This is a genomic window from Paraliobacillus quinghaiensis (assembly GCF_003426025.1).
GTDB classification, from domain to species: Bacteria; Bacillota; Bacilli; order Bacillales; family Amphibacillaceae; genus Paraliobacillus_A; species Paraliobacillus_A quinghaiensis.
The window spans coordinates 284814-310305 of the sequence record NZ_QJSH01000001.1 but is presented as its reverse complement, the minus strand read 5'-3'; the positions used below and the strand labels follow the sequence as shown (position 1 = coordinate 310305).

The following is a 25492-nucleotide window of genomic DNA, read 5'->3' as shown; positions in this document are numbered from 1 at the left end:
AATTTGTTTGTATAAATAGTATAGAAGCGTTTAATACACAATTAGTATTATTACAAAACACGCTTAGTGTCTAAACTTCATTCTTAGAAGTGAATAAATGAGTCAGGAAAAAAAGCAGAATCATCCTTGATAAAAGGTGAGATTCTGCTTTTTTTTGTATATTTATGGAGTTTTGAGATAAAAAATGGGATTATAAGTTAAAAATGTGATATGTACTAATTTAATTTATATCTAAGAGCCAGCACAAAAATTAAATTAGTTTTTATAATTTTCAGAATAATTGTTTATAAATACTAAAATTAAGGAATGTATCTATATAGATAACGCCTTTACAGCTTGTAAATAATTTTAAGAGGAGGGGTAGATTGCTAGAAAAAAGAAATGGAGAAATAATGATTGACCAATTAATTGATTGTGGTGTAGGACATATTTATGGAATGCCTGGTAACTCGATTAACCAATTTGTAGATGATTTAAGAAGAAGAGAGGAAGACATTGACTTTATTCAAGTTCGTCATGAGGAAGCGGGTGCGCTTGCTGCATCTGCTTATGCAAAACTCACTGGTAAATTAGGAGTTTGCATGTCGATTGGTGGACCAGGTGCTGCTCATTTAATAAACGGACTTTATGATGCAAAAAAGGATTTTGCACCTGTACTTGCTATTGTAGGCCAAGTACCAAGTACAGAAGTCGGAACAGATGCCCATCAAGAAATTAACCTAGAGACTTTATTTGAAGGCGTTTCTGTTTTTAATCGTCGTGTAGAAACTGCCAAACAGCTACCTGATATGTTAAATGCAGCAATTCGCGAGGCCTATATACATAAAGGGGTTTCGGTCTTAATTGCTCCTGATGATTTATTTGCAGCTAAGCAAAACATTAATCTTAAAAAGATTAGCGGACCGTTTTTCCAATCATCCGTTATACCTAAACAAGAAACACTGGAAAATAGTAAAGAATTAATTCAAAAAGCAGAAAAGCCAATTATTTTGGCTGGTAAGGGAGCATTTCACGCACGAGATGAATTAATTGAGTTTGCTAAAAAAATTAAAGCACCAATAGTACTTAGTTTATTAGGAAAAGGAACAATACCAGATAATCACGAATTAAATCTTGGTCAACATGGTCAAATAGGCACAAAACCGGCCTACGAAGCAATGATGGAAGCGGATTTACTAATCTTAATTGGTACAAGTTTCCCTTATTCAGATTATCTGCCTGAGAATACAAAAGCGATACAAATAGATATTAAAGAAAATCATTTGGGTAAAATCTACCCAATTACAGAAGGTCTGTTAGGAGATGCGAAGGAAATCATCTCAATCTTAACCTCTACATTAAATGAATCAACTTCAGATAGCTTCTTAAGAAAATATCAAGAAAAAATGAAGAAGTGGAATAATCACATGAAAGAGCAAAAAGAGGACGAAACTGACCCTCTCTATGGACCTCAAGTAATGAATGCAGTTGAAAAAGTGGTGGAGGACGATGCAATCATCTCTTGTGATGTTGGTAATGTAACAGTATGGACAACGCGTTTTTTATCGTTTACAAATCAAAAGTTTGTGATGTCAGGTGGTTTAGCCACGATGGGATCAGGTTTACCTGGGGCAATTGCAGCTAATATAGCCTATCCGGATAAACAGGTTGTTGCCATTACAGGTGATGGTGGTTTCTCAATGGTTATGCATGACTTTGTAACAGCAGTTAAATACGAGATGCCTATTAAAATAGTCATCTTGAATAACAGTAAAATCGGAATGATTAAATATGAACAGCAGACAGAAGGAAAACAAAATTATGTAACAGATCTAGGTGAAATAAACTTTGCTGCATTCGCAAAAGCATGTGGTGGTGAAGGATTTAGAATTGAAGACTTTTCTGAATTAAATGGTGTGATGAAAGAAGCATTTCAAACAAATAAGCCTACTATTATTGATATAGTCACAGAGGACATTGCCCCACTACCTGGTAAGATTAAATTTGAACAAGCAGTTAGCTATTCAAAATACTTACTAAAAGAATTTTTTAATAATGGGAGTGTAGAATTTCCAGATATTAAAAAGACAATTAATCGCTTGCTGTAGTAATGTCTTAAGAAAATTTCTGATAGCCATTAAATTATGGAGTAATTGTGAACAATTGAAATAGAAAAAAATGAAGTATTTTGTCAGATTGGTTGCATATAGTATCAGGTATTGTAGAATTTAGTGGATGCATCTGAATAGCTTAATCTTCAGATGTGATAGAGCGAATTCTTATTTAGTATAAAAATGATGCAGAAATATTACTTGCTTTTAACTTAAATCAGAATTAAAAGAGGTGAATCAGGCATGAAAACGATTAAATTTTTAGATAATTTGAGAACTCTTACATTCTATAAAAGTAAAAGAAGTAACGTTTCTAGCTCAGTTAACGATTTTTATAAAGTATTATTTGATCGCAATGAGTTGCCAATCTTAGTTGTAGATCCAGAAGGTGGCAGTATCGATGATGCTAATCTATCAGCAATTAAATTTTATGGATATACTAAGGAAATTTTATTATCAAAAACAATTTATGATATAAATCAATTAACTAAAGATGAAATTAATCAGAAAATGAATTCAGTAGTAGAAACTAATGAGGGTGCTTTCTATTTTAAACATATTACTAATAATGGGGATATAAAGGATGTGCAAGTAGATAGCATTAAAGTGACAATCATGGGAAAAGAATTTATATATTCTATCATTACCGATATAACACAAACTAATATAGAGCGGTCCTTTTTTGACACTCTTTTTGAACAGTCTCCATACTCTATTGCAATCTTAGATATGGACTACCGTATTGTTAATATTAATGAAAATTTTAAACGCTTATTTCAGTATAAAGCTGAGGAAGTTATTGGATTAACACCACATGATGTAATCTATCCTGATTCCTTTAAATCAAATAATACGTTGCAAGGGAATATCAATAAAATTGAAGAAACCGGTTTGATAAAAGTAGAAACGGAGCGGAGAAGAAAAGATGGGACTCCTATTCAAGTTGAACTTATTTCCTTTCCCATTTTTAACAAAGATCAACATATTTCAACCTATGTACTTTACTTAGATCAAACAAAACAGTATAAAGTAAAAAAACAAAACCAGCTCTTAGCAAATGTTTTAAAAAATAATTCAGAAGGAGTTATGATTACGAACCCGAGTAAGGAAATCGAGTGGGTGAATGAAGCTTTTTCTGAGATCACAGGCTACAAAAAAGAAGAGGTTCTTGGTAAGACCCCTAGTCTGCTTCAATCTGGTTTACATGATAAAGATTTTTACCAGCATATGTGGGAGCAAATAACCACCCAAGGAGTTTGGTCAGGTGAAATATGGAACAAAAATAAACAGGGTAAACTTTATCCTGAATGGTTGAAAATCTTTTCAATCAATGACACTCAAAATGAAATAGCAAACTATGTCGGGATCCTGAGTGATATTTCAGAGAAAAAAGAATGGGAAGAGCGGATTGATAACTTAATTTATAATGACAATTTAACAGGACTTTATAATCGTTTCTATATTACAAAAACCTTAGATTGCGAATTGCAAAATGCAGCCAAAGAGCAAGATGATTTGGTTGTAATTTATTGTGATATCGATCAATTTAAAAATATTAATGATAGTTTAGGTCATTCAGTTGGTGATCTAGTTTTAAGAGCGTTCTCAAGTAAATTATTAAAAACATTTGATCAATCTTTGGTTGGAAGAATTGGTGGAGATGAATTTGTCATTATTATGAATGGCCAGTTGACTAAGTACGCTACAACAAAGTTGAATGATTTTATTGATGAATTAAAAAGTCCCTTTTATATTAATGAGCATGAATTATATATACAAAGTAGCTTTGGAATAGCAAGGTTTCCAAAGGACGGTATTGATACAGAATCTATGCTTATGAGCGCTGACATCGCCATGTATAAAGCCAAAGAGACGAGTGGAAGTCATTTTGAATTCTACACAGATATTTTGAAAGATTCTATTCATCGAGAATTTATGATCAGAAATTTTTTAAATAGAGCGATTGAAAGTGATGAATTTATCCTTCATTATCAGCCAATTATTGACTTGAAATCTTTGAGTATAGTTGGTTCAGAAGCATTAATACGGTGGAATCAGCCAAACTTAGGTTTTTTAGCCCCTGTACAATTTATTCCAATTGCTGAAAGGACTGGCGATATTGATGCGATTGGAAAGTGGGTATTGAAAGAAGCTTGTATACAAACAAAAAAATGGCAAGAAGATGGATTTGGTGACCTTAGTATATCTGTGAATATTTCTGTGAAGCAATTAGAAAATAAGCTATTCTCACATACGGTGATTAAAACGTTAAATGAAGTACAATTAAGTCCTGAATATTTATACTTAGAGATAACAGAAGAGTCATCCATTTCCGATTCTATTAAAATACAAGAAAACTATAATAAACTCACTGAATTTGGGGTTCATTTTTCAGTTGATGATTTTGGAACAGGCTATTCCTCTTTATCTAAATTAAATGAGTTAAGAATAGATCAACTGAAATCTGATAAATCTTTTATTGATGATTTAGAAGTTTCAAAAAAGATAGTTGATACAATTTTATCTATAGGCAAAAATTTAAATTTGTCAGTTGTTGCTGAGGGTATAGAAACAAAAGAGCAGCTGCAATATTTAATCGGTAATGGTTGTGATTTAGGTCAAGGATATTTATTTAGTAAACCAAAATCGTCATTGGAATACGAAAAGATGTTAAAAAGAAATTATTTCAAATCCTTTTTAATTTAAAAATGTGTGAACATGGCGATCAATAATTTGATCGTCGTTTTTATCAACAAATATGAATTTATTCCGAATAGATTATCACTACAGGAAGTTATACTTCTACCTAAATCTTTATACAATATGAATACAATGAAAAAATTTTAGGGAGATGTAATTATGTGCATCCAATTTAGGAATTATACAAATGAAGCAGGCATCACAGAAGACTATCATAAGGTGAGGGCATTTCTTGTGGGGCTAGGGTGCTCACAGTATTCTTATGCGAGATGGGATTGGATGTCGACCCATGCTGCGTTAGAAGAAGAGGGTATTGGGAAAATTGGTATATGGGAAGATGCTAATGAAATTGTAGGCATTGCTACCTTTGATGTAAGATTAGGAAATGCTTATTGTCTCACCCACCCAAATTACTCATCCCTTAAGAAGGATATGCTGTTATACGCTAAAGAGAATCTGTCCAGTGATAACAATTTTGGTATCGTGGTATTAGACACAGATCATGAGTTTCAAGATATAGCAGCAAATCTAGGTTATGTTCCAACAACTAGCAAAGAAGATGATGCTATTTTTTATTTGGATAAAACTGCAGCAACATATCAGTTACCTCAAGGATTTAGAATCACTTCCATGAAAGAAACGTATGATCCATATCAATATAGACGTGTACTTTGGAAAGGATTCAATCATGAATTAGATGGGGAGGGTGAGTTGGTTTTTTCAACACAAGATGAAATAAAAGTACATAACGAAATGCAACGCCCTAATGTAGATCTTAATCTGAAACTTGCTGTTGTTGCTCCAAATGGAAATTTTGTATCCTATTGTGGAATGTGGTATGACCAAAGAGCAGGTTTTGGAGTAATTGAACCTGTTGCAACAGATCCAGATTACAGAAAAATGGGGTTAGGAAAAGCGGTTGTTTTGGAGGGTATAAAGCGAGTTGGTCAACTAGGTGGAAAGACTGTATTAGTAGGGTCAAACCAACAATTTTATTATAGTATAGGCATGAGTCCATATGCTACATCTACGGTATGGATGAAAAAATAGTGGATTATTGGCAATGAAGGAAGGTAATTTGACATGCTTTTTTAATATAGCATGTAAAACTTAGATTTTTTAAGTTAAAAATGTAGTGGTACGCTTCAGTTGCTTTTTACCAATTTAACCAAAAGTGTTTCCACAACGACATAATTCTTATATTATAGATCATGAGGTGAGAAAAATGTCGAGGATTGAAACGCACACACAACCTAACCGAAAAAAAGCTCCTTATATCGTTGCATTACTATCATTACTATTTATTGGTTCTTCTATAACCTTTTGGCTTATCTATCCATTTCCTTCAGATAACAAAGTAGAATATTTTGAAGGAGGGGAATCGCCTCTTATTTTTGACAACACTGTTTTGTATGATCAGATTCAACAAATCGACGGCGAAACGTATCTTTCTTTTTCATTTTTAAAAGAAAACATAGATCAATATATTACCTATGATGAGAAAACATCATCCGTTATTGTTACAAGTTCACAAGAGGTCTATCAGATGCCAACAGACCATCTTAACTATTATATGAATAACGAGGAATTTCAACTTTCGTTTCCCGCGATCAAACAAACGAATGGCGATCTATTTGTTTCAACATCATGGCTTACAGATGTTTATCCAATAGAGTTTAAGTTTGATAGTGAAACAAACGCTACTTTTATTTATAAACATAATCAAAACTATCAAACAGGTGTAGTTATTGAAGAAGATGATAATGTAGATCAACTACGGATGAGAACGGAACCTACATTGACCGCTCCATACGTGAAGGAATTAACTTCAGGAGACAAAGTAACGATTGAAGAAGACAATGGAACGTGGTATAAAATACGAGCAGCTAATGGCATTAGTGGTTATATAGAAAAGAACGCGATCAAGCTAAGTGGTATAAATACAATCACCACAAAAACGAAGCCAGATGATAATTCATTTTACCCTAGTAATCTATCATGGCCGATACATGTCACATGGGATGCGATCTACCAAGCGGAAGCCACACCTAAAACGGTACCAGAACTTAAAGGAGTTCAAGTACTCTCACCAACATGGTTTCACCTTAATGAAGAAAATGGTCAGCTACGAAATTATGGTTCGAAGGAATATGTAAAGGATGCTCATGAAAAAGGATATGTCGTTTGGGGCCTTTTCTCAAATGATTTTGATAAGGATTTAACCAAAGAAGCATTGAGCACCTATGAAAAAAGGCAAACGATGATAAGACAGCTACTTTATTATTCTGAAATCTATAATTTAGATGGTATTAACCTAGATTTTGAGAATGTTTATGAGGAAGATGGTGAGCTGCTAACCCAATTTGTAAGAGAGTTAACACCTTTAGCGCATGAGGCTGGACTTGTTGTTTCCTTAGACACAACGTTCATCTCGAGTAGCCCAACATGGTCAAAATTTTATGATCGAAAAGCATTAGCGGAGACAGTTGATTATATGATGGTCATGGCCTACGATGAGCATTGGGCTTCATCGCCAGTTGCTGGAAGTGTCGCTAGTTTGCCATGGGTAGAGAAGAATCTACAACGCTACCTAGAAGAAGTTCCTCATGACAAAGTTTTACTCGGTGTCCCGTTTTACACAAGACTTTGGAAAGAAGTACAACTGGAAGACGGATCAACCGAAGTCAGTGCAAAAGCATTATCAATGGATGAGGCGAAGACGTGGATAAATGATAAAGGTCTAGAACCTCAACTTGATCCAAAGACAAAACAGTATTATGTTGAGTATAAGGATCCTGAAGAATCAATCGTATATAAAATGTGGTTAGAAAATGAACATTCACTAAAGCAAAGAGCTGAACTTGTTCACAAATATAACTTGGCTGGAATTGCTAGTTGGAGTAAGTATTTTGCGAATGAATCAGCATGGGTTGCACTTCAGGATGAATTAAATTATAAAACGGTTGAAAAAAAGTAAAACTACAGTGGTGAGGTGAAAACCACAAGGGCAGTAGAGGGGAACATGCTGTTACAGAAGGTGTTTTATTTCAATTGTTATAGTCTCATCCTAAACTTGCTTTAAAAATCAGTGAAAATGGGTTCAGGCAAATCTAAAAAGCAGCTTCTCTTAAAACAGAGAGCTGCTTTTTAGATTTAATCCTGATCTTGCCAAAAGGTATCAATCGATTTTTTTGGTTAAAGGACATATGTTTACTGTTATTGCTATCATTATTCACAATAAAATTTAGAACAGTTACAAACAAACCAAGAAATAATACACTAGATATTAATAAAAGCGCTTTCTTTTTCACAGTTACTTTTCCACTTTGCTAATTCCAGAGCTCAAAATAGTCTTCTTTGTCATGCTGCCCCAATGATGTATATTTAAAAGTTCCGGATCTCATAACGATTATTTAAATCTTATCATAATTAAAAAAAATAAATTTACCCAATTAGATTAAAAACATCAATTATCGTAACATTTGATTGAACCAACATTAAAAATCTATGCTAAAATTTTAATGTGTTTTTAAGAGTTCATGTCGAGCATAGGAGATAGTTATATGGAAGAAAAAGAAATTACAAAAGAAGACGTACTATTTTATTTAGATATGATTGGTTCCATCTATGGTCCCTCTTTTAAGCCTAAAATAGGTAAATTAAAGCCTTACTACTCGCTAATTAAGGAACGAGATTCAGAAGAATACAAACGGTTTATCTATGTCTATCATAATTATAGAGACTGCCTGAAAGAAAGAGAAAAAACAATACTAGACTTCCAATATGGATTGAAAGGTAAAATTCCATCATTAAAGGAAATAGGTGCTTATTTTGGCATTTCTAGTTCTCGTACTTCAAAAATCCGAAACAATGCAGAAAGACAAATAACAAGTGAAATTCGAAAATTCTTGTATGGGAAATCAAGAGAATACTTTATGCTTTAGTTCAATTATTGTATCTCAACCTGATGAAGTCTAAAGCGTAATTACAAGAGTTGATGTGAATCTTCACATCGGCTCTTTTTTACACCTGAAATTATTGCTTTTTATCTACTCATTGTCTTGCTATTTAGATGCTTTAGAGTGATATATAGTAGTACCAAATTGATAGTGAGGAAGGCCTCTATTTGAGAGTTATAATCATAGAACCGACTGTTGTGAAAGAAATAAAAAGAAAAGAGTATGTGCGTATGCCATGGTTTCAACTGACCATGAGAAACAAGATGAATCTTTAGAAAACAAAATTAGTTATTATGAAAGAATTATTGGGGCGAACCCGGAGTATGAATTTGCATCTGCATTTGCAGATAGAGGAATTAGTGGAACCACAGACAACAGACCTGAATTTAAAAGAATGCTAGAACTAGCCAGCGAAGGTGCTATTGATGTGATAATCACAAAGGCCATTATTAATGAATATTATGAGAACCAGGGACCTGGAGTTATTGTTCTATTTACGTTCTCTCCTAGTTTGTATAATATATATTAGGTGTATTCTTTTAAGTTATGTTTAAGTACAGCGATATAGTTAAGATATAGTTAAACGAGACTAGAACAATCCAGCATTAAATAAAAAACATAACAGCAATTCAAAGTGCTTATAAAAAAACTAATGTAATTATTGAAGCCGAATATATATAAAAGGACAGTGTTGATTAACTAGAGGATAAAAACTTGTATTTGATGATAGGCTAACTATTTTTCCATGAATAATTATACCATAATAAGAGAATACTACTCCTTATTATGGTTATTAAAGGAGCATCTCATGGTTGAAAGACAAAACACCTTAAAAAAGAAGATTAGCTTAAGCATTGACCTAACCAAAGAGGATATACATTCTACTAACATTAACCTAATTGTAGATTCCATAAATCAAATGGAGGCGAATCAAAGCTCGAATAAATGGTTCGCATCTATTGAATTACATATTTTTGAGGAAGATGAACCAGATTCAAACCAGAATATGACGAAAATGAAGTTGTATTTCACGGAACTAGTTAAAAAATTGCCCTACTTCTTGTTTTACATCAACCCCACAGGAGACTCTCACCTTAAGATCATCACATATTTAGCTGATGATCTGAAAAGTAACAGTAAAGAAGAACCTCGTCTGTCAGGAAAAATAGGGTACAAAATGATTGAAGCCATTGAAGATCATGTAAATAGGATTGGCTTTGAATCAGAACATGAGGGATTATTGGAGATTTATCAACTCATCAGCGATTCAATTAAAGAAGAAGACCTTCAATGTGGTTTTCTGTAAGAATCAAAAACAATGTTGTTGATTAATGTATCTACCACAGTTGGGCGCTTCTCTTTAATGAGATAGGTCTTGTTGAATGGACAACACATTTATCACCCTTACTCGTAACTGCGTATCTATTAAGCACCTATTTATTCAAAAATATGGAGCTAGATAAGCAATTTCAAGTTGCACTCTATACGACATTCCTTCTACCCCCAGCTTGCTGTGCAGTACAAGGATACTGTTCATTTTACGCAAAGAACTGACCTTAAATGAGCAGAAACTAGAAGATAGTTTATGCCTACCTGCCAGGGAAACAGTGGAAAAAACAAAAGAAGACAACAGGGAAGTGGAGGAGAACATGGTATTACAAGAAGATGTTTTACTACAATTGTTAGAGTCTCATCCTAAAAGCGTTAAAAATCATTGAAAATGCTTTGGTGTAACCCCAAAAAAGCAGCTTCTCTTAAAAAAGAGAGCTGCTTTTTGGATTTACTCTGGATCTTGTAAAAAGGATTCAATCGCTTTTTTCTTTTGCTCTAAGTCGATATGTGTATATACAGAAGTAGTTGCAAGACTCGAGCCCTAATAACTCTTATAGGGTACGTAAATCCACTTTATCGTTTTGTTGCAACAATAACGTTGCAAACGTATCCCCCAAGTGATGCAGTGAAAACCGGTGTGCAGGTAAGCCGGCTTTTGTCAACAATCCTTTAAATAAAAAATGAACGGATCGCGGATTGAGTTCGTTTTTTAATCTACTCCAAAAAACTGGTTCAGTTGGTAGAATCGTAGTTAATGAACTAAGAAAACAAAGAGATATAGAAGGAAACAGAATAGATATACCATTCCGTCACTTTGAGGATGCTAATTTAGTTCCACCACCATATGAACAGGTAATTCCTTATGATTTTGATGACTCGTGTAAATCACATGTTTATGATTCTTTCGAAGATATAGGAAGTTCTATGATGGACCATCCAAAACCCAAACTATTTTTATAATTGCTTAGCTACAAGGATTACTTTCAGCCTTGAACAGACCTTAAGTGGTCTGTTTTTTTGCTACACAGTTCAAAGGTACTGGTAATTCATTATACAGAATTGTATATGTTAATTTAAATAATGAACCATGGTAAAAAGAAAAAATGATACAATTCACTATTTCAAAAGGGTGGATGGCATTAACACAATCGTTTCTACTTATTTATCATATCGTATCGTATTCTTAACACTGTAAAAGGAGTGAGATTTCGACATGATGAGAAAAGTTAATAGTAAGGAAGTTCGTAAATTGCTAGAAAAAAATAATTACAACAAATTAAAAAACAAGCATGATCACGATCGAAAGCATGAAAGTAAAGATGATTTAGACTTTATGGAACTTTGTGAAGAATTTGCTGGAATTTTAGGTGCTGATAGTCAACAAATTGTAAATGGAGTTTGTGTTGCAACCCGTATCAGAAATGAATTAAAAGCTTTCATTTTAGATCGTTCAACAAACTCTCCATTAGCTATTGCGGCATTATTTTCATTTGAAGATTTAGACAATAAAGGAGAAGCATTGAATCTTGGAGAAACTGTAATCTTACAAGAGGAGACACAGGACTTTATTAGTAAACTTCGGCAACAAGGACTGATAGTTACAGCTCTTCATAATCACTGGCTATTTGAAGATCCAAGGCTAATGTATATCCATTGGGAGTCAGTTGAAGCTCCGCTAGAGTTTGCTAAAAAAACTGCGAAAGCTTTTAATGTTTTGTAACCGCGATTATAATTTTTAATCGTCGTCACTATCTACGAACTTGTAAACAAAAACAAACTCGCTATTTTTTAGCAATTCTTTTTATAGACGAATAAGAAAAGGTAGGAAATAGCGAGTGATAACCTAATATAAGTTTAATACATGAATTGCTAGCTGGAGTAAATATTTTGCGAATGAATCAGCATGGGTTACACTTCATGATGAATTAAATTATAAAACAATTGATAAAAAATAAACTTTCTGTGGTGAGGTGAAAACTAAGGGTTAATAAATCAATTGACGAAATTATTAAAGAATTATTTTACCAGCTTGTGAGACTTGGAGTAGAACATGAACAAAGAACAAACAGATTTAGCTTACCTAAACAAGTTTCTTACATTAAGGACCATGAAGAAGGTGAAAGCGCATTAAGGATAAAGCAAATACAACAGTCTCTATTGGATAATTTCAAAGTGCAATATGAGGATCGATTAAGGGTTAAATTCATTTCATTCATATCATTAGACTTCAAAATGGATAGGTTCATACAAATATCTGATTTATTTACTGGAACAATAAATAGAAAGCTAAACGTTCAAGGAGATGTAGGACGTAAAACAAACGCAAAGGATGACATAACAGAACATATTCTAGAAGCAGTAGGTCTTAAAATTATAAATTATTCTCCTGAGTTATTTGATCAGTACATAGAAGATGAAACTATAGATGATATGGCAACACTTTATGTTTTTGATTAGTGACATACTTTTATTTAAAAAAGGGATTCGTTCAATGCACAATGGATGTAGTAATATTTTCTAAAAACAATGAATAGTCATTACTCACCCAACCCATTGGTTATAGGGGGCGACCGAAACGATTATGTGACCGGGAGGAAGACTTATAAAAACGCTGTCCGGGAAAGGCGACGATAAGAATTATTATCGGATCCAAGGACCTGGAGTTATTGTTTTATTATTTTTTATCTAGTTTACATAATATATATTATCGGAAGTTATAAGTTAAAAATAAATCTTATCTCAAAATCCAAGAATACTCTTGATAGTGAGACGAGATTTATTTTAAAACAATTATTTGTCTATTGTACTATTTTTTCAGTTTAACTTGATTCTAATAATTCATCATAAAATTTTAGTAATTGTTGCGATGGTTCTGACCAACTAAATTTTTCAGCTTCTTGACGTACATTTTCTCGTAATCGACTTTGCAACTCTTGATCTTCTAATTGTTCAATTGCATGAATTAAACTTTGTGTGTTACCATTTTCAAACAATAATCCTGTTTTTTTATCTGTAATTTGTTCCATGGTTGGACCGCTTTTGGCTGCAATTACTGGTAATCCCGCAGCCATAGCTTCTAGTATTACTAATCCTAAAGTTTCTGTTACAGATGGAAAAATTAGTGCGTCTGCTGATGCAAATGCTTCTGCAAGTTCCTGTCCTTGCATAAATCCAGTAAACACGGTATTTGTTCCTTCAAAAGTATTATCCAACATCTCTCTAGCTGGACCATCACCGACAATTGCAAGACAAACATCATCACGAGCTTCTAACAAAGGTTTTAATTTATGGATTTCCTTTTCAACAGCTAACCTTCCAACAAAAACCAATAATTTCTTATTAACTTGGTTATTTGATAGTCGTTTCCGCATAGATTTATTTGCATGACTCGGATGGAATTTATTAATATCCACCCCTCGTTTCCATAAATGTACATTATGAAAATTTTTCGCAATAAGTTCTTCCTGTATTGCTTTAGATGTGCATAAATTGATTGCTGCCATATTGTGTAATTTACGTGCATATGCCCAAAAAACAGGTTTCATTGGTTTATAAATCCAGTAGTAATCGAGGTATTTAGGTATATGTGTGTGATAAGAAGCAATTAACGGATATCCGAGTTTTTTTGCGTAATACACACCTGTTGCCCCTACCAAGGCTGGATTAACGACATGAACCAGATCAGGATCGTGTTTTAGTAATAAAGCTTTAACTTCTTTTTGCGGTAATGCAAATGGCCGGTAACGATAAAATGGCATGATGGTAGCTTTAACACCTTCTACAGTTGCGCCTTCATACTCATATACACCTAAATCAGGCGCAATAACTACCACCTCGTGATTCATTTTGCGTAAATGTTTAATTGCTGCAGTAAGACGTGTGACAACACCGTCAATTGATGGTAAAAATGTTTCTGTAATGATCACTATTTTCAAAAAAACATACCCCTTTATTACTTCCAAGAAATGGTCGGCAAGACATTTTCCTCTATCACTCTATGCTTATATTGCAATATCGTTTCAAATATTTCAGTTAACACTTCATCTGTTAATAAATTTGGTTCCAGCCCTAAAGAGCGTAGTTTTGTATTAACAGCATGGTAATAATGGTCTTCGGCCTCGACTCTAGGGTTTTCTAAATGCGCAATATGTGTTTCTACATTTAATTGCGTTGCTACTTGCTTCACTTTTTCAGCTAATTCTTGTACTGAAAAGTATTCTGTAAATTGATTGTAAACCCTAAATTCTCCTTTATCCGCTGGGTTGTTAACAGCTATCTCAATACATCGAACTGTATCTTTTATATTAAGAAAAGCTCTTGTTTGACTCCCCGAACCATAAACGGTTAAATCGTGCCCAACAGCTGCTTGTATAAGAAAACGATTTAATGCTGTTCCATAGACACCGTCATAATCAAGTCTATTATTTAGTATAGGATCAAGTGCAGTTTCATCTGTATGTAAACCATATACTACCCCTTGATTTAAATCTGTTGCTCGTATGCCCCATACCTTACATGCAAATGTAATATTATGACTATCATGTACTTTTGACAAATGGTAAAAAGAACCTGGTTGTTTCGGATAAGGCATTACATCTTTACGTCCGTTATGTTTTATTTCCAAATAACCTTCTTCTATGTCTATATTTGGTGTTCCGTATTCCCCCATTGTGCCCAATTTGATTAGATGGCAATCAGGTGCAAATTCTTTTATCGCGTATAGAACATTTAAGTTACCCATAACATTATTTGTTTGCGTATAAACTGCATGTTCACGATCGATCATAGAGTATGGTGCAGATCGTTGTTCACCAAAATGTACAAAAGCTTCTGGTTGTGTTTGTTCAAACACTTGGGTTAGGAAATCATAATGGTTAAGATCCCCAACAAATACTTGTATGTCTTTACCAGTTAGCTCTTTCCATTTTGCAACACGCTCTTCTAGAGGTGCAATTGGTGTCACTGAATTTGAATGTAATTCGTCATCAATTTTTCGACGAACTAAGTTATCTAATATAGAAACTTCATGCCCTTGTTTAGATAAGTATAATGCGGTCGGCCAACCACAAAATCCGTCTCCTCCTGCTACTACTATTCTCATAGTTACCCTCCTAATATAATCATTAACTAAACTACTCATTACTATCATTTCAAATGAAACCAAAAGCAATATTCTTTACAATGACCGCATAAATTGATTGATAAGATGATTAAACGCTTCCCAATTCTTTGTTGGTAATTGATGAAATGCATTCTTAACAAACGCAACCTTAACATTAGGATTATCTTGGTAATACTTTTTATGTTTATGCACCCAGTACGCACGTTGTCCATACGCAAGTAGACATGGACATTCAATCTGATCAGTCCAGTGAATGACATCGTAGTGATATGTATCTTCATAAAACGCATACCAATGTGCTACTGTTGATTTCATTGTATGATGAAAGAGTATATCTTTATATACCTTATTTCGTGAATTGCTAAACGCTAAAATTTCAGCTAATTTTTTGGGACTATTATTTAACATATAAAACCCAAACTTATACATAAAATCTAAACCTATAGAATTTACTTTGGGATATGCGCCAGCAATAACTAATCCTCTAACTTTCTCAGGAAATAAGTGTACAAAAGTTTGTGCAATTGTGCCTCCTGCTGAATAGGCACAAATAACAACCTGGTCGATATGTTCTTTGTCTAATATTTGTTTAATTTCAATAACGTATTGTTTTACAATATCATCACTTAATGGTGATATTGAATTTCCATGACCACTGAAATCTGGTATGAGTAAATGATAATTTTTTGAAAGTTTTTTTTGGTTATCAAATACTCGTCTTCCTAATCCAGGAGGATGGATAAATAGAATTGGTAAACCACTTCCCACACTATTGTAATAGACAATTGTATCATCATACACTACAGATTCCACTTTATTAAGCCCCCCTTTTTTTAATCCGCCCTTTAGGTCTTGATTTGCATGAGCTCGACACAGATTAATACGCACTATAGGGCTTGTTGCTCAACTATTTACTTTAATTTATACTCCTTTTAGAGCTTGTTTTGCTGGACCTTCTACCACTTTTCCGTCTTTAGAAAAACGAGACCCATGACAAGGGCAATCCCATGTTTTCTCATTTTTATTCCAATTAACTTCGCATTTCATATGTGGACATGTAGTATCTAGTCGGTTAATATTCCCTTGTTCATCTTGATAAACTCCAATTCTTTTTCCATTCTCTCTAACAATAACAGCATCGTCTTTTTCTAATTCATCAATTTTATCTGAAGGAATATCTAATTTACCTTTAACCATGTGTTTTGCAACATGTATATTATTTTTAATGAAATTCTTTACATCAGGATCAAAGTCAAATCGCGATGGTCCAAACAATGATGCAAATCGATTTCCTTTATTCATAATAGTGTCAGAGATAATCATTGCAGCTACAGTACCACTTGTCATACCCCATTTACGATATCCAGTTGCTACTAAAGTATTAGGTTCGTGCTTTGTTAAAGGTCCGATGTACGGCATATTATCTAATGTGGTTAAATCTTGAGCAGACCACCTGTATTTATACTCTTTTATTCCAAACGTATTATTAGCAAATTTCTCAAGTTCAATGTGGTGATCAACTGTTTCTTTTTCATGACCTGTCTTATGTCTCTCTCCACCAATTAACCACACCTCTTCCCCTTTATCCATTGTTGCTCGAATCGTTCTTGTTGGTTGTTCAGCATTAATGTACATGCCACCTGGGAATTTTTTATTTGTTGTAACAGCTATTAAATAAGATCGTTCTGGGTACATTCTGGAAAAATAGAAGCCACTACCGTCTTTAAATGGATAGTGCGAAGCAATAACAACCTTTTCACACGTGATATTTTGCTTACCTTTTGTTTGAACCATTGGCTTAGCATTGTATGTTATATCTGTTGCAGTTGTATGTTCATATATTTCTACCCCATCCTCTACCATAGTTTCAACTAAATGTTTTAAATAAAGTAAAGGATGAAATTGTGCTTGGTTTTTCATTACTAATGCTTTTTTAACTGGGATATTTAAAGGTATTTGATCAACAAGCTCCCCTTCTATAGATAATTTTTGGTATGCCTTATATTCATTTCTCATTTTGTCCATTTCTTTATCTGAATTCGTATAAATATAAGCATCTTCATTTGAAAATTCGCATGCAATATTGTGTTTTACGATAGTGTCTGTGATTAGTTGTTTCGCATCCATTGCTGCCTCGTAGTACAATTTTGCTTTATCTTCCCCAAAGTGTTGGATTAATTCATCATATATTAAACCATGTTGTGCAGTTATTTTTGCCGTGGTATATTCCGTTGTCCCACTTAAAATAGTGTCAGCTTCAATTAATGCTACTTTTAAGCCTTGTTTTCTTAAAAGATAGGCTGTAGTAATACCAGTAATTCCAGCACCTACAATCGCAATGTCCACATTGATGTCTTGTGTTAGTTGCGGAAAGGCTGGTAATGGGGATGTATTCTTCCAATAAGATGCAGTGTTAGATGGAACTTGATAAGATTTATTCATGGGTATTAAACCTCCAATTTCTTATGTTTTAGTTATTATTCACAATAGAATTGTAAACATGTAAAAAAAGCTCTTGTTACTAAAAAAAAGTAAAAGAGCTCTGCCAATGCACTGAAAAGTATCTAATTGTTTGGTGAACCTGGAGGATAATAATATGGTGGGACTTTAATCCAACCATGCTCTCTCATTTTAGTTTTTACATCCATTCCGAAAATTGCTTTTTCTGAATGAAATCTGATCCATATTAAACCAACATCACTTCGAATGCTTTGGGCAATGTTGTTTGAGCACAGTATAATATTTGCTGCCACTTTAGCTGAAACAAGATTAACAATTTCCGAATCGGTTGACTTCACACCTAAGGGAATACTATTAGGATCAGATTTAGGTTTATGTTGCGATGTATCAGATAAAGAAACGCCTTCTTTAATTAAAAAGTCTTCAATAATATTCATTTGGCTGGTACCAAGTTTTTTAGCCTCCTTTAAAAGTCCAATTAGGACATTGTCAGTTGTTGTGTTTAAGGCTGCTTCAAGTACAGGGATTTCTTCTGCTAATGCAGTGTAGTATAACCAAAATCCCATTGCTTCCCCGATGTGAAGGTTTGTTTTAGGCTCTGTATCAAACCTTGTAGTTAAGTAGTCAAACAATGCCTCTATCTTGTGTGGCAAAAAATCACCTCATTCATCATGTTAATGATATAATTCACAAAAAAAGAACATTTATACATCAATTCCTTTTAACTTCCATGTCATATAAAAAATATAAAAAACGTTTATCTGCTAACTAAGCAAATAAACGTTTTAAAGTGAAAGGCTATATTTCTAATTTTAATTATTTTCTTTTACGCATCATGTCGTAATAGCGCAATGGTTGATCTACTTTTATTTTTGTAATCATCATCGCATGCTTTGCTCGGTCAATCGGTTCCCCTTTTTCGTCCCATATCTCCGTGATCGTTTGTTTAAAATGATAGAAATTTGGTCCAAAAAACTCAACTTCATCACCAACACCAAAACTATTGCGTTGTTGTACGGTTGCGATGTTTGATTCCTCATCATACTCCAAGACGAGTCCAGAAAAATCATATTTCGGAATACGGTCAGGCTTTCCGAACAATTGATCTTTTTCAGTAGGTTCATCGTAATAAAAAGCTGTTGTTAAAGAACGTTGTGCAGCTTTCCAAATTTCATCAACCCATTCTGGATTCAATTGATAATTTTCAGGATCTTCATAATAGGTATCAATAATTTTACGGTATACATTCACAACGGTTGCTACATAATGAATACTCTTCATTCTACCCTCTATTTTTAAGCTATCGACACCTGCTTCTAATAAATCCGGTAGATGCTCAACCATACTTAAATCCTGAGAACTCATAGTATAAGCCTCATCCGTTTTATCAGGAATACTTACAGCACCTTCTGTTCCGTCTTCAAACAGATCATATTTCCAGCGGCATGATTGAGCACATCCTCCCCTGTTGGCATCCCGTGCAGTCATATGATTGGAAAGTACGCATCTGCCAGAATAGGAAATACACATTGCACCATGAATGAATGCTTCTATTTCAATATCGACTTTTTCTTTCATTTCTTTTATTTCTTCTAAAGAAACTTCACGTGCTAATACAACACGAGGAATACCTTCTTTTTTCCAAAAGTCTACTGTACGCCAATTGGCTATTGAAGCCTGGGTACTAATATGCACTTCTAAATCAGGTGCTGCCTCGCGACATGCCTCAATTAGGGCTGGGTCAGCAACGATTACAGCCGCAATTCCTACTTCATATAATTTTTTAAAATACTCATGTGCACCATCTAAATTATCATTGTGTGCAATAATATTAGCTGCTACATATACTTTCGCCCCATATTGATTAGCAAAGGCAACTCCCTCAGCCATATCTTCAAATGAAAAATTACCAGCTTTAGAGCGTAAACCAAATTGTTTCCCGCCGATATAAACAGCATCCGCTCCATAATGGATGGCAAACTTTAATTTCTCTAGATTCCCAGCAGGTGCTAGTAATTCAGGTTTCTTTTTTGTTGTACTATCGCTCATGATTTACACCTCTTATTAATATATCTGTTCTTTAAAATAAAATCCTGTATCTAACTTTCTATCATCTGGTTGTATTTTATATATTTCTTGTTTCCAACCTGATTTTTTCAGATGATATGTCTCTGAATCATCCATATACGTGTCAATTGCATCACGGTACATTGTCACAATTGATTTATTATAATCTCTCGATTTTAATATGCCATTGATACGCAATCCATCTATTTTCGCATCTAAAATCGGCGCTAATTGATCAATCATACATAAATCATGATCACTCATAATATTTGTTCCGTTCACATCTTCAAAAATTGGATAGTGTGTGTTCTCTTCTTTTGTTTCCTTCATATGAAATGTTTTATTAACATCATAAGGTTGGTCCGTATGTGCATAATAATTTTTAACTAGTTTTCGCTTTGACTGAAAGATACAGGACATGCCATGAACTTGTATCTCAATAGGAAAAGGAACGTTTGCTTTCACTTCTTCAATTGCATCTAATGCCAATTCATTTGAGAGAATCGCGCGTTTAATTCCTTTTTTGTGCCAGTACTTTAGTGTTTGAAAATTTGTTGCAAGTGTTTCAGGATTCCAAGTGATCGGAATATTTAACTCTAGCTCATCCATCATTGGAAAAATCGAAGGATCTCCACAGATTATCCCATCAACTTTTATTGCTGCTAGTTGATTCAAATACTCTGGTAATTCGTGCAAAATATCATTATGAAAAATTGCATTAACTAGAATATATACCTTTTTATTTTTACTATGAAGATAGTTTGTTGCCTCTTCTATCTCAGAAATTGAAAAGTCTCCTGTTACACGAAGGCCATAATTTTGATGACCTATAATAATCGCATCTGCTCCAGCATTAGCTAATGCTTTCACTTCATCTATGTCTCTCGCTGTGGCTTGCAGCTCTGGTTGATATGATCTATCCATTTTTTCACCTCAAAAATAACAGTCTATTCTTTATTATGAATTATTTCAGATTTAAATCAGTGATATTCATCACAATTAAACATACTTTTTTGTCTATTTTTTATATAATTCTTGATAACTAGGAATACCAAATAATGAATTTGCATGTTTAATTGCATTAATAATTGCTTTTTCCGTTACAGTAGCTGCTAACATCCCAACAATATTTATATCTACTTCTACTTCATTTGATGTCATAGCAAATAGTGTATCTCCATCGACAAGTGTATGGGAAGGGCGCATTGTTCTTGCAATTCCATCATGGGCAATAGAAGCAATTTTATTCATATTTGCTTTCGTAGCTTTCGCATTTGTTATAATTGTACCGATCGTAGTGTTTCCGGAGAAACGATTAGTAGACATATCTAGCTGTTGAAGCAATTGTTTCTCTGTATATAAAAATGTCCCAGCTTCATGATCACGCACACCAGCAATGACTTGGTTTGTAGTTGGATCTATAATGTCACCAAAACTATTTACAGCAATGATCGCACCAATTTGCAGTTTCCCTATCTCGATTGCATATGTACCAAGGCCTGCTTTCATACTGTTTGGAGAACCTAAACATTTTCCAACGGTTGCTCCATATCCTGCTCCAATATTACCTTGTTGCTTCACAGCATTGGTTGTATTAAGACAGGCTTGATATCCCATACGAGCATTTGGTCGAATAGATGGATCTCCTATTGCCAAGTCAAAAAGAATAGCCCCTGGAACTATAGGTACTCTAGCTACTTGAACATCAAATCCTATATTATGCTCTTCTAAATAGTTCATGACACCAGTGCCAACATCTAAGCCATAAGCACTACCACCGCTTAAGAATGTAGCATGAACTTGGTCTACTAAGTTTTCAGATTTTAAAAGATCGGTTTCACGCGTGCCAGGTGAACCACCACGCACGTCCACACCAGTAACTGCCCCTTTTTCAGACAGAATTACAGTACACCCCGTTGCTGCCTCTGCGTTTTGAGCATGTCCAATTTTAAATGGAGTAATATGGTCAATTGCAATTTCCGTGTACATAGATAAATTCCTCCAAACAATTTTGAATTAGCTTTTGAATTGTATGTTTAATTTGATCATATAAGGTAAATAGATAAATAACAACTAGTTTGAGGTGATGTTATGAGCAAATTAAGAGCGCATATGATAGTTAGTGGTGTCGTACAGGGTGTTGGTTTTCGATATACAACACAAGTGAAGGCAAAAGAGTTAGGGATTACTGGCTGGGTGAAGAATTTACCAGACGGAACAGTAGAAATTGAAGCAGAAGCTGAAACAATTAAATTGTATCGGTTTATTGACTTAATTAAAGCAGGTCCTAGAAAATTTATTCAAGTTGATCATGTTGATTTAAAGACGTTTGAAGACTTAAAAGGATACGATAGTTTTGAGATTATCCATTAAAAAGATCACGTATTTCTAATTAGAAATACGTGATCTTTTTAACTTATTTTTCTTCGAAGAATTTGCGGTTCAGAGCAATATATTCATGTTCATCATCTGGAACCTCATCTTCCATGAAGATTGCATCTACTGGACAAACTGCTTCACATGCACCACAATCGATACAAATATCTGGATCGATATAAAACATATCTTTTCCTTCTTCTATACAATCAACAGGACAAACTTCTTCACATTCGCCTGCTTTTTCCTCAATACAAGGTGAGGTAATTACAAAAGCCAAGAAAAACTCCTCCTTAAAACATTACTAATTTATTAATCGTATGATTTCTACCATATGTGTTCTAATCTATACGAATCTATGTCTTTTTCGATTAAGAATACATCCGGGTTCTTCAATGTTTTCCATTGGTAGAATCCGAACTCTTTATCAAATTCCGAAAGTAATATACTCAATAGATTTCCATGTGTCACAATCGCAATTTGCTCATTATCTTGATCCTGAAGTGCTTCATTTAAAACTTGTATGCCCCTTTTTAATGCATCATTAGATGATTCACCGCCAGGCAATCTAAAGTCGAAGTCCAAAAAAGATTTTTCTAATACATCTAGCCAATCATCAATGGGTTGATCACTTAATAATCTTTCTTGTAATCGTCTATCTTTTTCTATTGAGATGTTATGGTGGTCAGCATATGGTCTGATTGTTTCAATTGCACGCATAAATGGACTGGTAATAATCCTGTCCAATTTAATCTGCTTATTGTTATTTAAGAATTCTGCTAAACGATGTGCTTGATTAACACCACTTTTTGTTAAGGGTGCATCCTTGTGTTGACTTTCAGCTTGACAGTGACGAATCATTATTAGTCGTTTCACTACATCATCTCCTAAAAAGGGTTAAGACTATTATTGAGCAAAAACATGGAGAATATAACCTACTTTTAAAATCTATTGAAAATACATGCCTAATAATTAAAATTGTTCAGTAAAATAATCTTTTTTAAAGCCACCTATTCGATTAGAGTTATCTATAATGAAATAGAATTCATCTGTCTCGTTTTTCACTTCATATACTTTCCCAGGTGTTAAGACATGATGTACAATAAATTTCTTTGCATCAGCATGTACACATTTAATTTTTTTAATGGTTTCGTTTTTGTCCCAAAAGGTATGAATCATGCTTTTCCCCCTTCTCTATCTATAAATAAATTATTCTATTTTTATTTTATCACGTTTTCATAAAAAAAATAAGCTATTGATTATATAAAAACAATTAAATAAACGTATCATATCAACAACTTTAAGCTGAAACCTTACTTAAACAAATGTAAAAATTGACCGTAACCTTCTTCTTCTAGTTTCTCTTTTGGAATAAACCGCATTGCAGCAGAATTCATGCAATAACGCATACCGCCTTGATCTTTAGGACCATCATCAAATACATGTCCTAAATGAGAGTCCGCTTCACTACTTCGAACTTCAATTCTTCTCATGCCATGGGATGTGTCAAAGTTCTCTTTTAATTCGTTCCGGTCAATTGGTTTTGTAAAGCTTGGCCAACCACAGCCCGCGTCGTATTTATCTGTTGATGAAAACAACGGTTTTCCACTTATGACATCAACATATATTCCATCTTCCTCTAAATCATGATAGTCATTTTGGAAAGGAGATTCTGTTCCGTTTTCTTGTGTAACATGATATTGAATCGGAGTTAACTTTTGTTTCAACTCTTCTTTTGAATAGTGTTTCTTCCAATTTTTATTGATGAAAGCTTCCCTGCCAGACCCCTTTTTATATAAACGATAATGAAAAGGTTGTTTTTTATAATAATCTTGATGTTTTTCTTCAGCAAGATAAAAAGTTTTTACTGGCAGTATTGGTGTTACAATTGGTTTATTAAATTTATCGGAAGCTTCAAGTTCCTGTTTTGATTGTTCAGCTAATTCCTTTTGTTCTTTGTTGTGATAAAAAATAGCGGTCTGATAGGATTCTCCTCGATCATTAAATTGACCACCTGGATCGGTTGGGTCAATTTGCTGCCAAAAGAGGTCTAATAGACGTTGATAAGGAAAGATAGTTGGATCATATGTGATTTGTACCGCTTCTACGTGGCCAGTTGTATCAGAACAAACCTCTTCATATGTTGGATTTTCGGTATGACCACCTGTATATCCAGATACAACTTTTTCAATACCTGGTTGCTGATCAAATGGTTCTACCATGCACCAAAAACACCCACCTGCAAATGTTGCTACTGCCCTATTTGATTGAACCATTGTTTATTCCTCCAATGAATTAATATATTTCAAGTATATTCATTAGTTTAGACGTTTCAACTCTGATTATCAAATATACAGTTTTGGTTTTGAAGTTTGATATCTATTTGTTTTTTTTACAGGCGTATGAGCTTCTGTTTCAATTTGATACAAGTCATCTTTTGATTCGTTAACAACAACTTTTTCTTGTTTTACTTCATCTTCAAGCTCTTCTACACTTTCATTTATCTTTGAATCGTCCTCCGTAGTTGTTCCATCTATTTCATCTGACTCTTGAAATGCTTTTAGTAATGTTAGCATTGCAGGTAGGTTTTTCACCATTGGTGCGTATTGTTGGATCAAAGGAGTAACGGATTGGGACATTTTTAATATCTGTTGAATATTATCTAATGTACCTGAGAGACCGCCACTACTTCCTGTGCTTCCAACCCCTGGATTCCCCACAGATTTATTAGGGAGAAATTTTTGTATCATTCCTTGTATACCCGTTTTTTCTGGTGTTGTTTCTGGAAATGCACCTTGTTGATATGGTCCTCCCCAGTTAAATGGCTGTCTGTTAGCTGGAGGAAATGGTTGATTTGTTGGTGGTCTTCCTTGAAACGGTGAAACCATAATTATCCCTCTCTCTTCTACTGATTTTGCTATGATATTGTACGCGAGGTAAACAAAACTGTGTAGGCAATCGAAACAAAAAAGAGCAGATGATATTCATCTACTCTTCAAATACTTGTTCATAAATCTCGTGAAAAGACAGCGTTTAGTTAATGATATATTTCCTGGGTAAGCGCAAAAAAATCCATGATCTTACAATGACTTGATCTTAATTTGTCGTTAGTTGACACTATAAAGCGAAAGTAGTTGGTAAGTACATATTGTTTGGTTGTCTTTCCATGTTAATTCAACAATTTCGCCAAATCCAATTTGATCAGATTCTTGATGACGCCTAATTTCAATCCGTTCGTGCATGGGAAATAACTTGTAGCCTTCTAATTTAACATAAAAGTGATTATCTTGATCCACAACACGTTTTTCAGTTCCCTCTGTTACAAGCTTCCATTCTATAGTAAGCGGCATTGTCATGTTTACCCCTCCGATTCGATTTTCTTTTAT

General features: G+C 33.9%; 25 protein-coding genes. 11 read left to right on the top strand and 14 right to left on the bottom strand.

The window, feature by feature from the left end:
• Positions 1-365: 365 nt before the first annotated feature.
• The 10 genes from D2K40_RS01595 to D2K40_RS01545 all read left to right on the top strand — a co-directional run bounded on the left by D2K40_RS01595 (position 366) and on the right by D2K40_RS01545 (position 12538).
• The gene (locus D2K40_RS01595) at positions 366-2087 is read left to right on the top strand and encodes a pyruvate oxidase (RefSeq protein WP_117152285.1); all 1722 of its coding nucleotides are present in this window, start codon (positions 366-368) and stop codon (positions 2085-2087) included.
• Positions 2088-2333: 246 nt separating this feature from the next.
• The gene (locus D2K40_RS01590) at positions 2334-4796 is read left to right on the top strand and encodes an EAL domain-containing protein (protein ID WP_117152283.1); all 2463 of its coding nucleotides are present in this window, start codon (positions 2334-2336) and stop codon (positions 4794-4796) included.
• A 153-nt stretch (positions 4797-4949) separates the two neighbouring features.
• The gene (locus tag D2K40_RS01585; protein ID WP_117152281.1) at positions 4950-5840 is read left to right on the top strand and encodes a GNAT family N-acetyltransferase; all 891 of its coding nucleotides are present in this window, start codon (positions 4950-4952) and stop codon (positions 5838-5840) included.
• 175 nt (positions 5841-6015) lie between these two features.
• A complete protein-coding gene (locus D2K40_RS01580) occupies positions 6016-7767 on the top strand; it encodes a glycosyl hydrolase family 18 protein (RefSeq protein ID WP_117152279.1) in 1752 nt (583 codons plus the stop codon).
• Between the two features lie 586 nt (positions 7768-8353).
• The gene (locus D2K40_RS01570) at positions 8354-8734 is read left to right on the top strand and encodes a sigma factor-like helix-turn-helix DNA-binding protein (RefSeq protein WP_162879101.1); all 381 of its coding nucleotides are present in this window, start codon (positions 8354-8356) and stop codon (positions 8732-8734) included.
• A 250-nt stretch (positions 8735-8984) separates the two neighbouring features.
• Positions 8985-9278 (top strand): recombinase family protein, encoded by a 294-nt coding sequence (locus tag D2K40_RS01565; RefSeq protein WP_162879100.1) that lies wholly within the window; start codon positions 8985-8987, stop codon positions 9276-9278.
• A gap of 279 nt (positions 9279-9557) precedes the next feature.
• Positions 9558-10055, top strand: a complete 498-nt coding sequence (locus D2K40_RS01560) for a hypothetical protein (protein WP_117152273.1) — start codon at positions 9558-9560, stop codon at positions 10053-10055.
• 722 nt (positions 10056-10777) lie between these two features.
• Complete coding sequence (locus D2K40_RS01555; protein WP_117152271.1) at positions 10778-11041, top strand: hypothetical protein; 264 nt, start codon at positions 10778-10780, stop codon at positions 11039-11041.
• Between the two features lie 253 nt (positions 11042-11294).
• Entirely contained in the window at positions 11295-11801 is a 507-nt protein-coding gene (locus D2K40_RS01550) for a DUF1259 domain-containing protein (protein ID WP_229666593.1), read from the top strand.
• Positions 11802-12112: 311 nt separating this feature from the next.
• On the top strand, positions 12113-12538 hold the full coding sequence (locus tag D2K40_RS01545) for a hypothetical protein (RefSeq protein WP_117152269.1): 426 nt from the start codon (positions 12113-12115) through the stop codon (positions 12536-12538).
• A gap of 362 nt (positions 12539-12900) precedes the next feature.
• On the opposite strand, the gene D2K40_RS01540 is transcribed toward D2K40_RS01545, so the two are convergent.
• The 8 genes from D2K40_RS01540 to D2K40_RS01505 form a co-directional block, all read right to left on the bottom strand.
• Entirely contained in the window at positions 12901-14007 is a 1107-nt protein-coding gene (locus tag D2K40_RS01540) for a glycosyltransferase family 4 protein (RefSeq protein ID WP_308422893.1), read from the bottom strand.
• A gap of 26 nt (positions 14008-14033) precedes the next feature.
• Positions 14034-15182: an NAD-dependent epimerase/dehydratase family protein gene (locus D2K40_RS01535; protein WP_117152264.1), complete on the bottom strand. Its 1149-nt coding sequence runs from the start codon at positions 15180-15182 to the stop codon at positions 14034-14036.
• Positions 15183-15257: 75 nt separating this feature from the next.
• Positions 15258-16016 carry an alpha/beta fold hydrolase gene (locus D2K40_RS01530; RefSeq protein ID WP_162879099.1) on the bottom strand — a complete coding sequence of 253 codons (759 nt, stop codon included), beginning with the start codon at positions 16014-16016 and terminating at the stop codon, positions 15258-15260.
• Between the two features lie 108 nt (positions 16017-16124).
• Positions 16125-17645, bottom strand: a complete 1521-nt coding sequence (locus D2K40_RS01525; protein ID WP_117152260.1) for an FAD-dependent oxidoreductase — start codon at positions 17643-17645, stop codon at positions 16125-16127.
• Between the two features lie 122 nt (positions 17646-17767).
• The gene (locus D2K40_RS01520; protein ID WP_117152257.1) at positions 17768-18316 is read right to left on the bottom strand and encodes a DUF3231 family protein; all 549 of its coding nucleotides are present in this window, start codon (positions 18314-18316) and stop codon (positions 17768-17770) included.
• A gap of 163 nt (positions 18317-18479) precedes the next feature.
• Positions 18480-19712 carry a peptidase U32 family protein gene (locus tag D2K40_RS01515; protein WP_117152255.1) on the bottom strand — a complete coding sequence of 411 codons (1233 nt, stop codon included), beginning with the start codon at positions 19710-19712 and terminating at the stop codon, positions 18480-18482.
• Between the two features lie 15 nt (positions 19713-19727).
• Entirely contained in the window at positions 19728-20654 is a 927-nt protein-coding gene (locus D2K40_RS01510; RefSeq protein WP_117152252.1) for a peptidase U32 family protein, read from the bottom strand.
• Between the two features lie 93 nt (positions 20655-20747).
• Complete coding sequence (locus D2K40_RS01505; protein WP_117152250.1) at positions 20748-21719, bottom strand: P1 family peptidase; 972 nt, start codon at positions 21717-21719, stop codon at positions 20748-20750.
• Positions 21720-21821: 102 nt separating this feature from the next.
• On the opposite strand from D2K40_RS01505, the gene D2K40_RS01500 reads away from it, so the two are divergent.
• The gene (locus D2K40_RS01500; RefSeq protein ID WP_117152248.1) at positions 21822-22103 is read left to right on the top strand and encodes an acylphosphatase; all 282 of its coding nucleotides are present in this window, start codon (positions 21822-21824) and stop codon (positions 22101-22103) included.
• 43 nt (positions 22104-22146) lie between these two features.
• On the opposite strand, the gene D2K40_RS01495 is transcribed toward D2K40_RS01500, so the two are convergent.
• The 6 genes from D2K40_RS01495 to D2K40_RS01470 all read right to left on the bottom strand — a co-directional run bounded on the left by D2K40_RS01495 (position 22147) and on the right by D2K40_RS01470 (position 25462).
• On the bottom strand, positions 22147-22386 hold the full coding sequence (locus D2K40_RS01495) for an indolepyruvate ferredoxin oxidoreductase subunit alpha (protein WP_117152246.1): 240 nt from the start codon (positions 22384-22386) through the stop codon (positions 22147-22149).
• A gap of 47 nt (positions 22387-22433) precedes the next feature.
• A complete protein-coding gene (locus D2K40_RS01490; protein WP_117152244.1) occupies positions 22434-22982 on the bottom strand; it encodes a histidine phosphatase family protein in 549 nt (182 codons plus the stop codon).
• Between the two features lie 96 nt (positions 22983-23078).
• The gene (locus D2K40_RS01485; protein ID WP_117152242.1) at positions 23079-23285 is read right to left on the bottom strand and encodes a DUF6501 family protein; all 207 of its coding nucleotides are present in this window, start codon (positions 23283-23285) and stop codon (positions 23079-23081) included.
• A gap of 134 nt (positions 23286-23419) precedes the next feature.
• Complete coding sequence (gene msrA / locus D2K40_RS01480) at positions 23420-24382, bottom strand: peptide-methionine (S)-S-oxide reductase MsrA (RefSeq protein ID WP_117152240.1); 963 nt, start codon at positions 24380-24382, stop codon at positions 23420-23422.
• Positions 24383-24451: 69 nt separating this feature from the next.
• Entirely contained in the window at positions 24452-24994 is a 543-nt protein-coding gene (gene vrrA / locus D2K40_RS01475) for a VrrA/YqfQ family protein (RefSeq protein WP_117152238.1), read from the bottom strand.
• 219 nt (positions 24995-25213) lie between these two features.
• Entirely contained in the window at positions 25214-25462 is a 249-nt protein-coding gene (locus D2K40_RS01470; protein ID WP_117152236.1) for a DUF2584 family protein, read from the bottom strand.
• Positions 25463-25492: the final 30 nt, after the last annotated feature.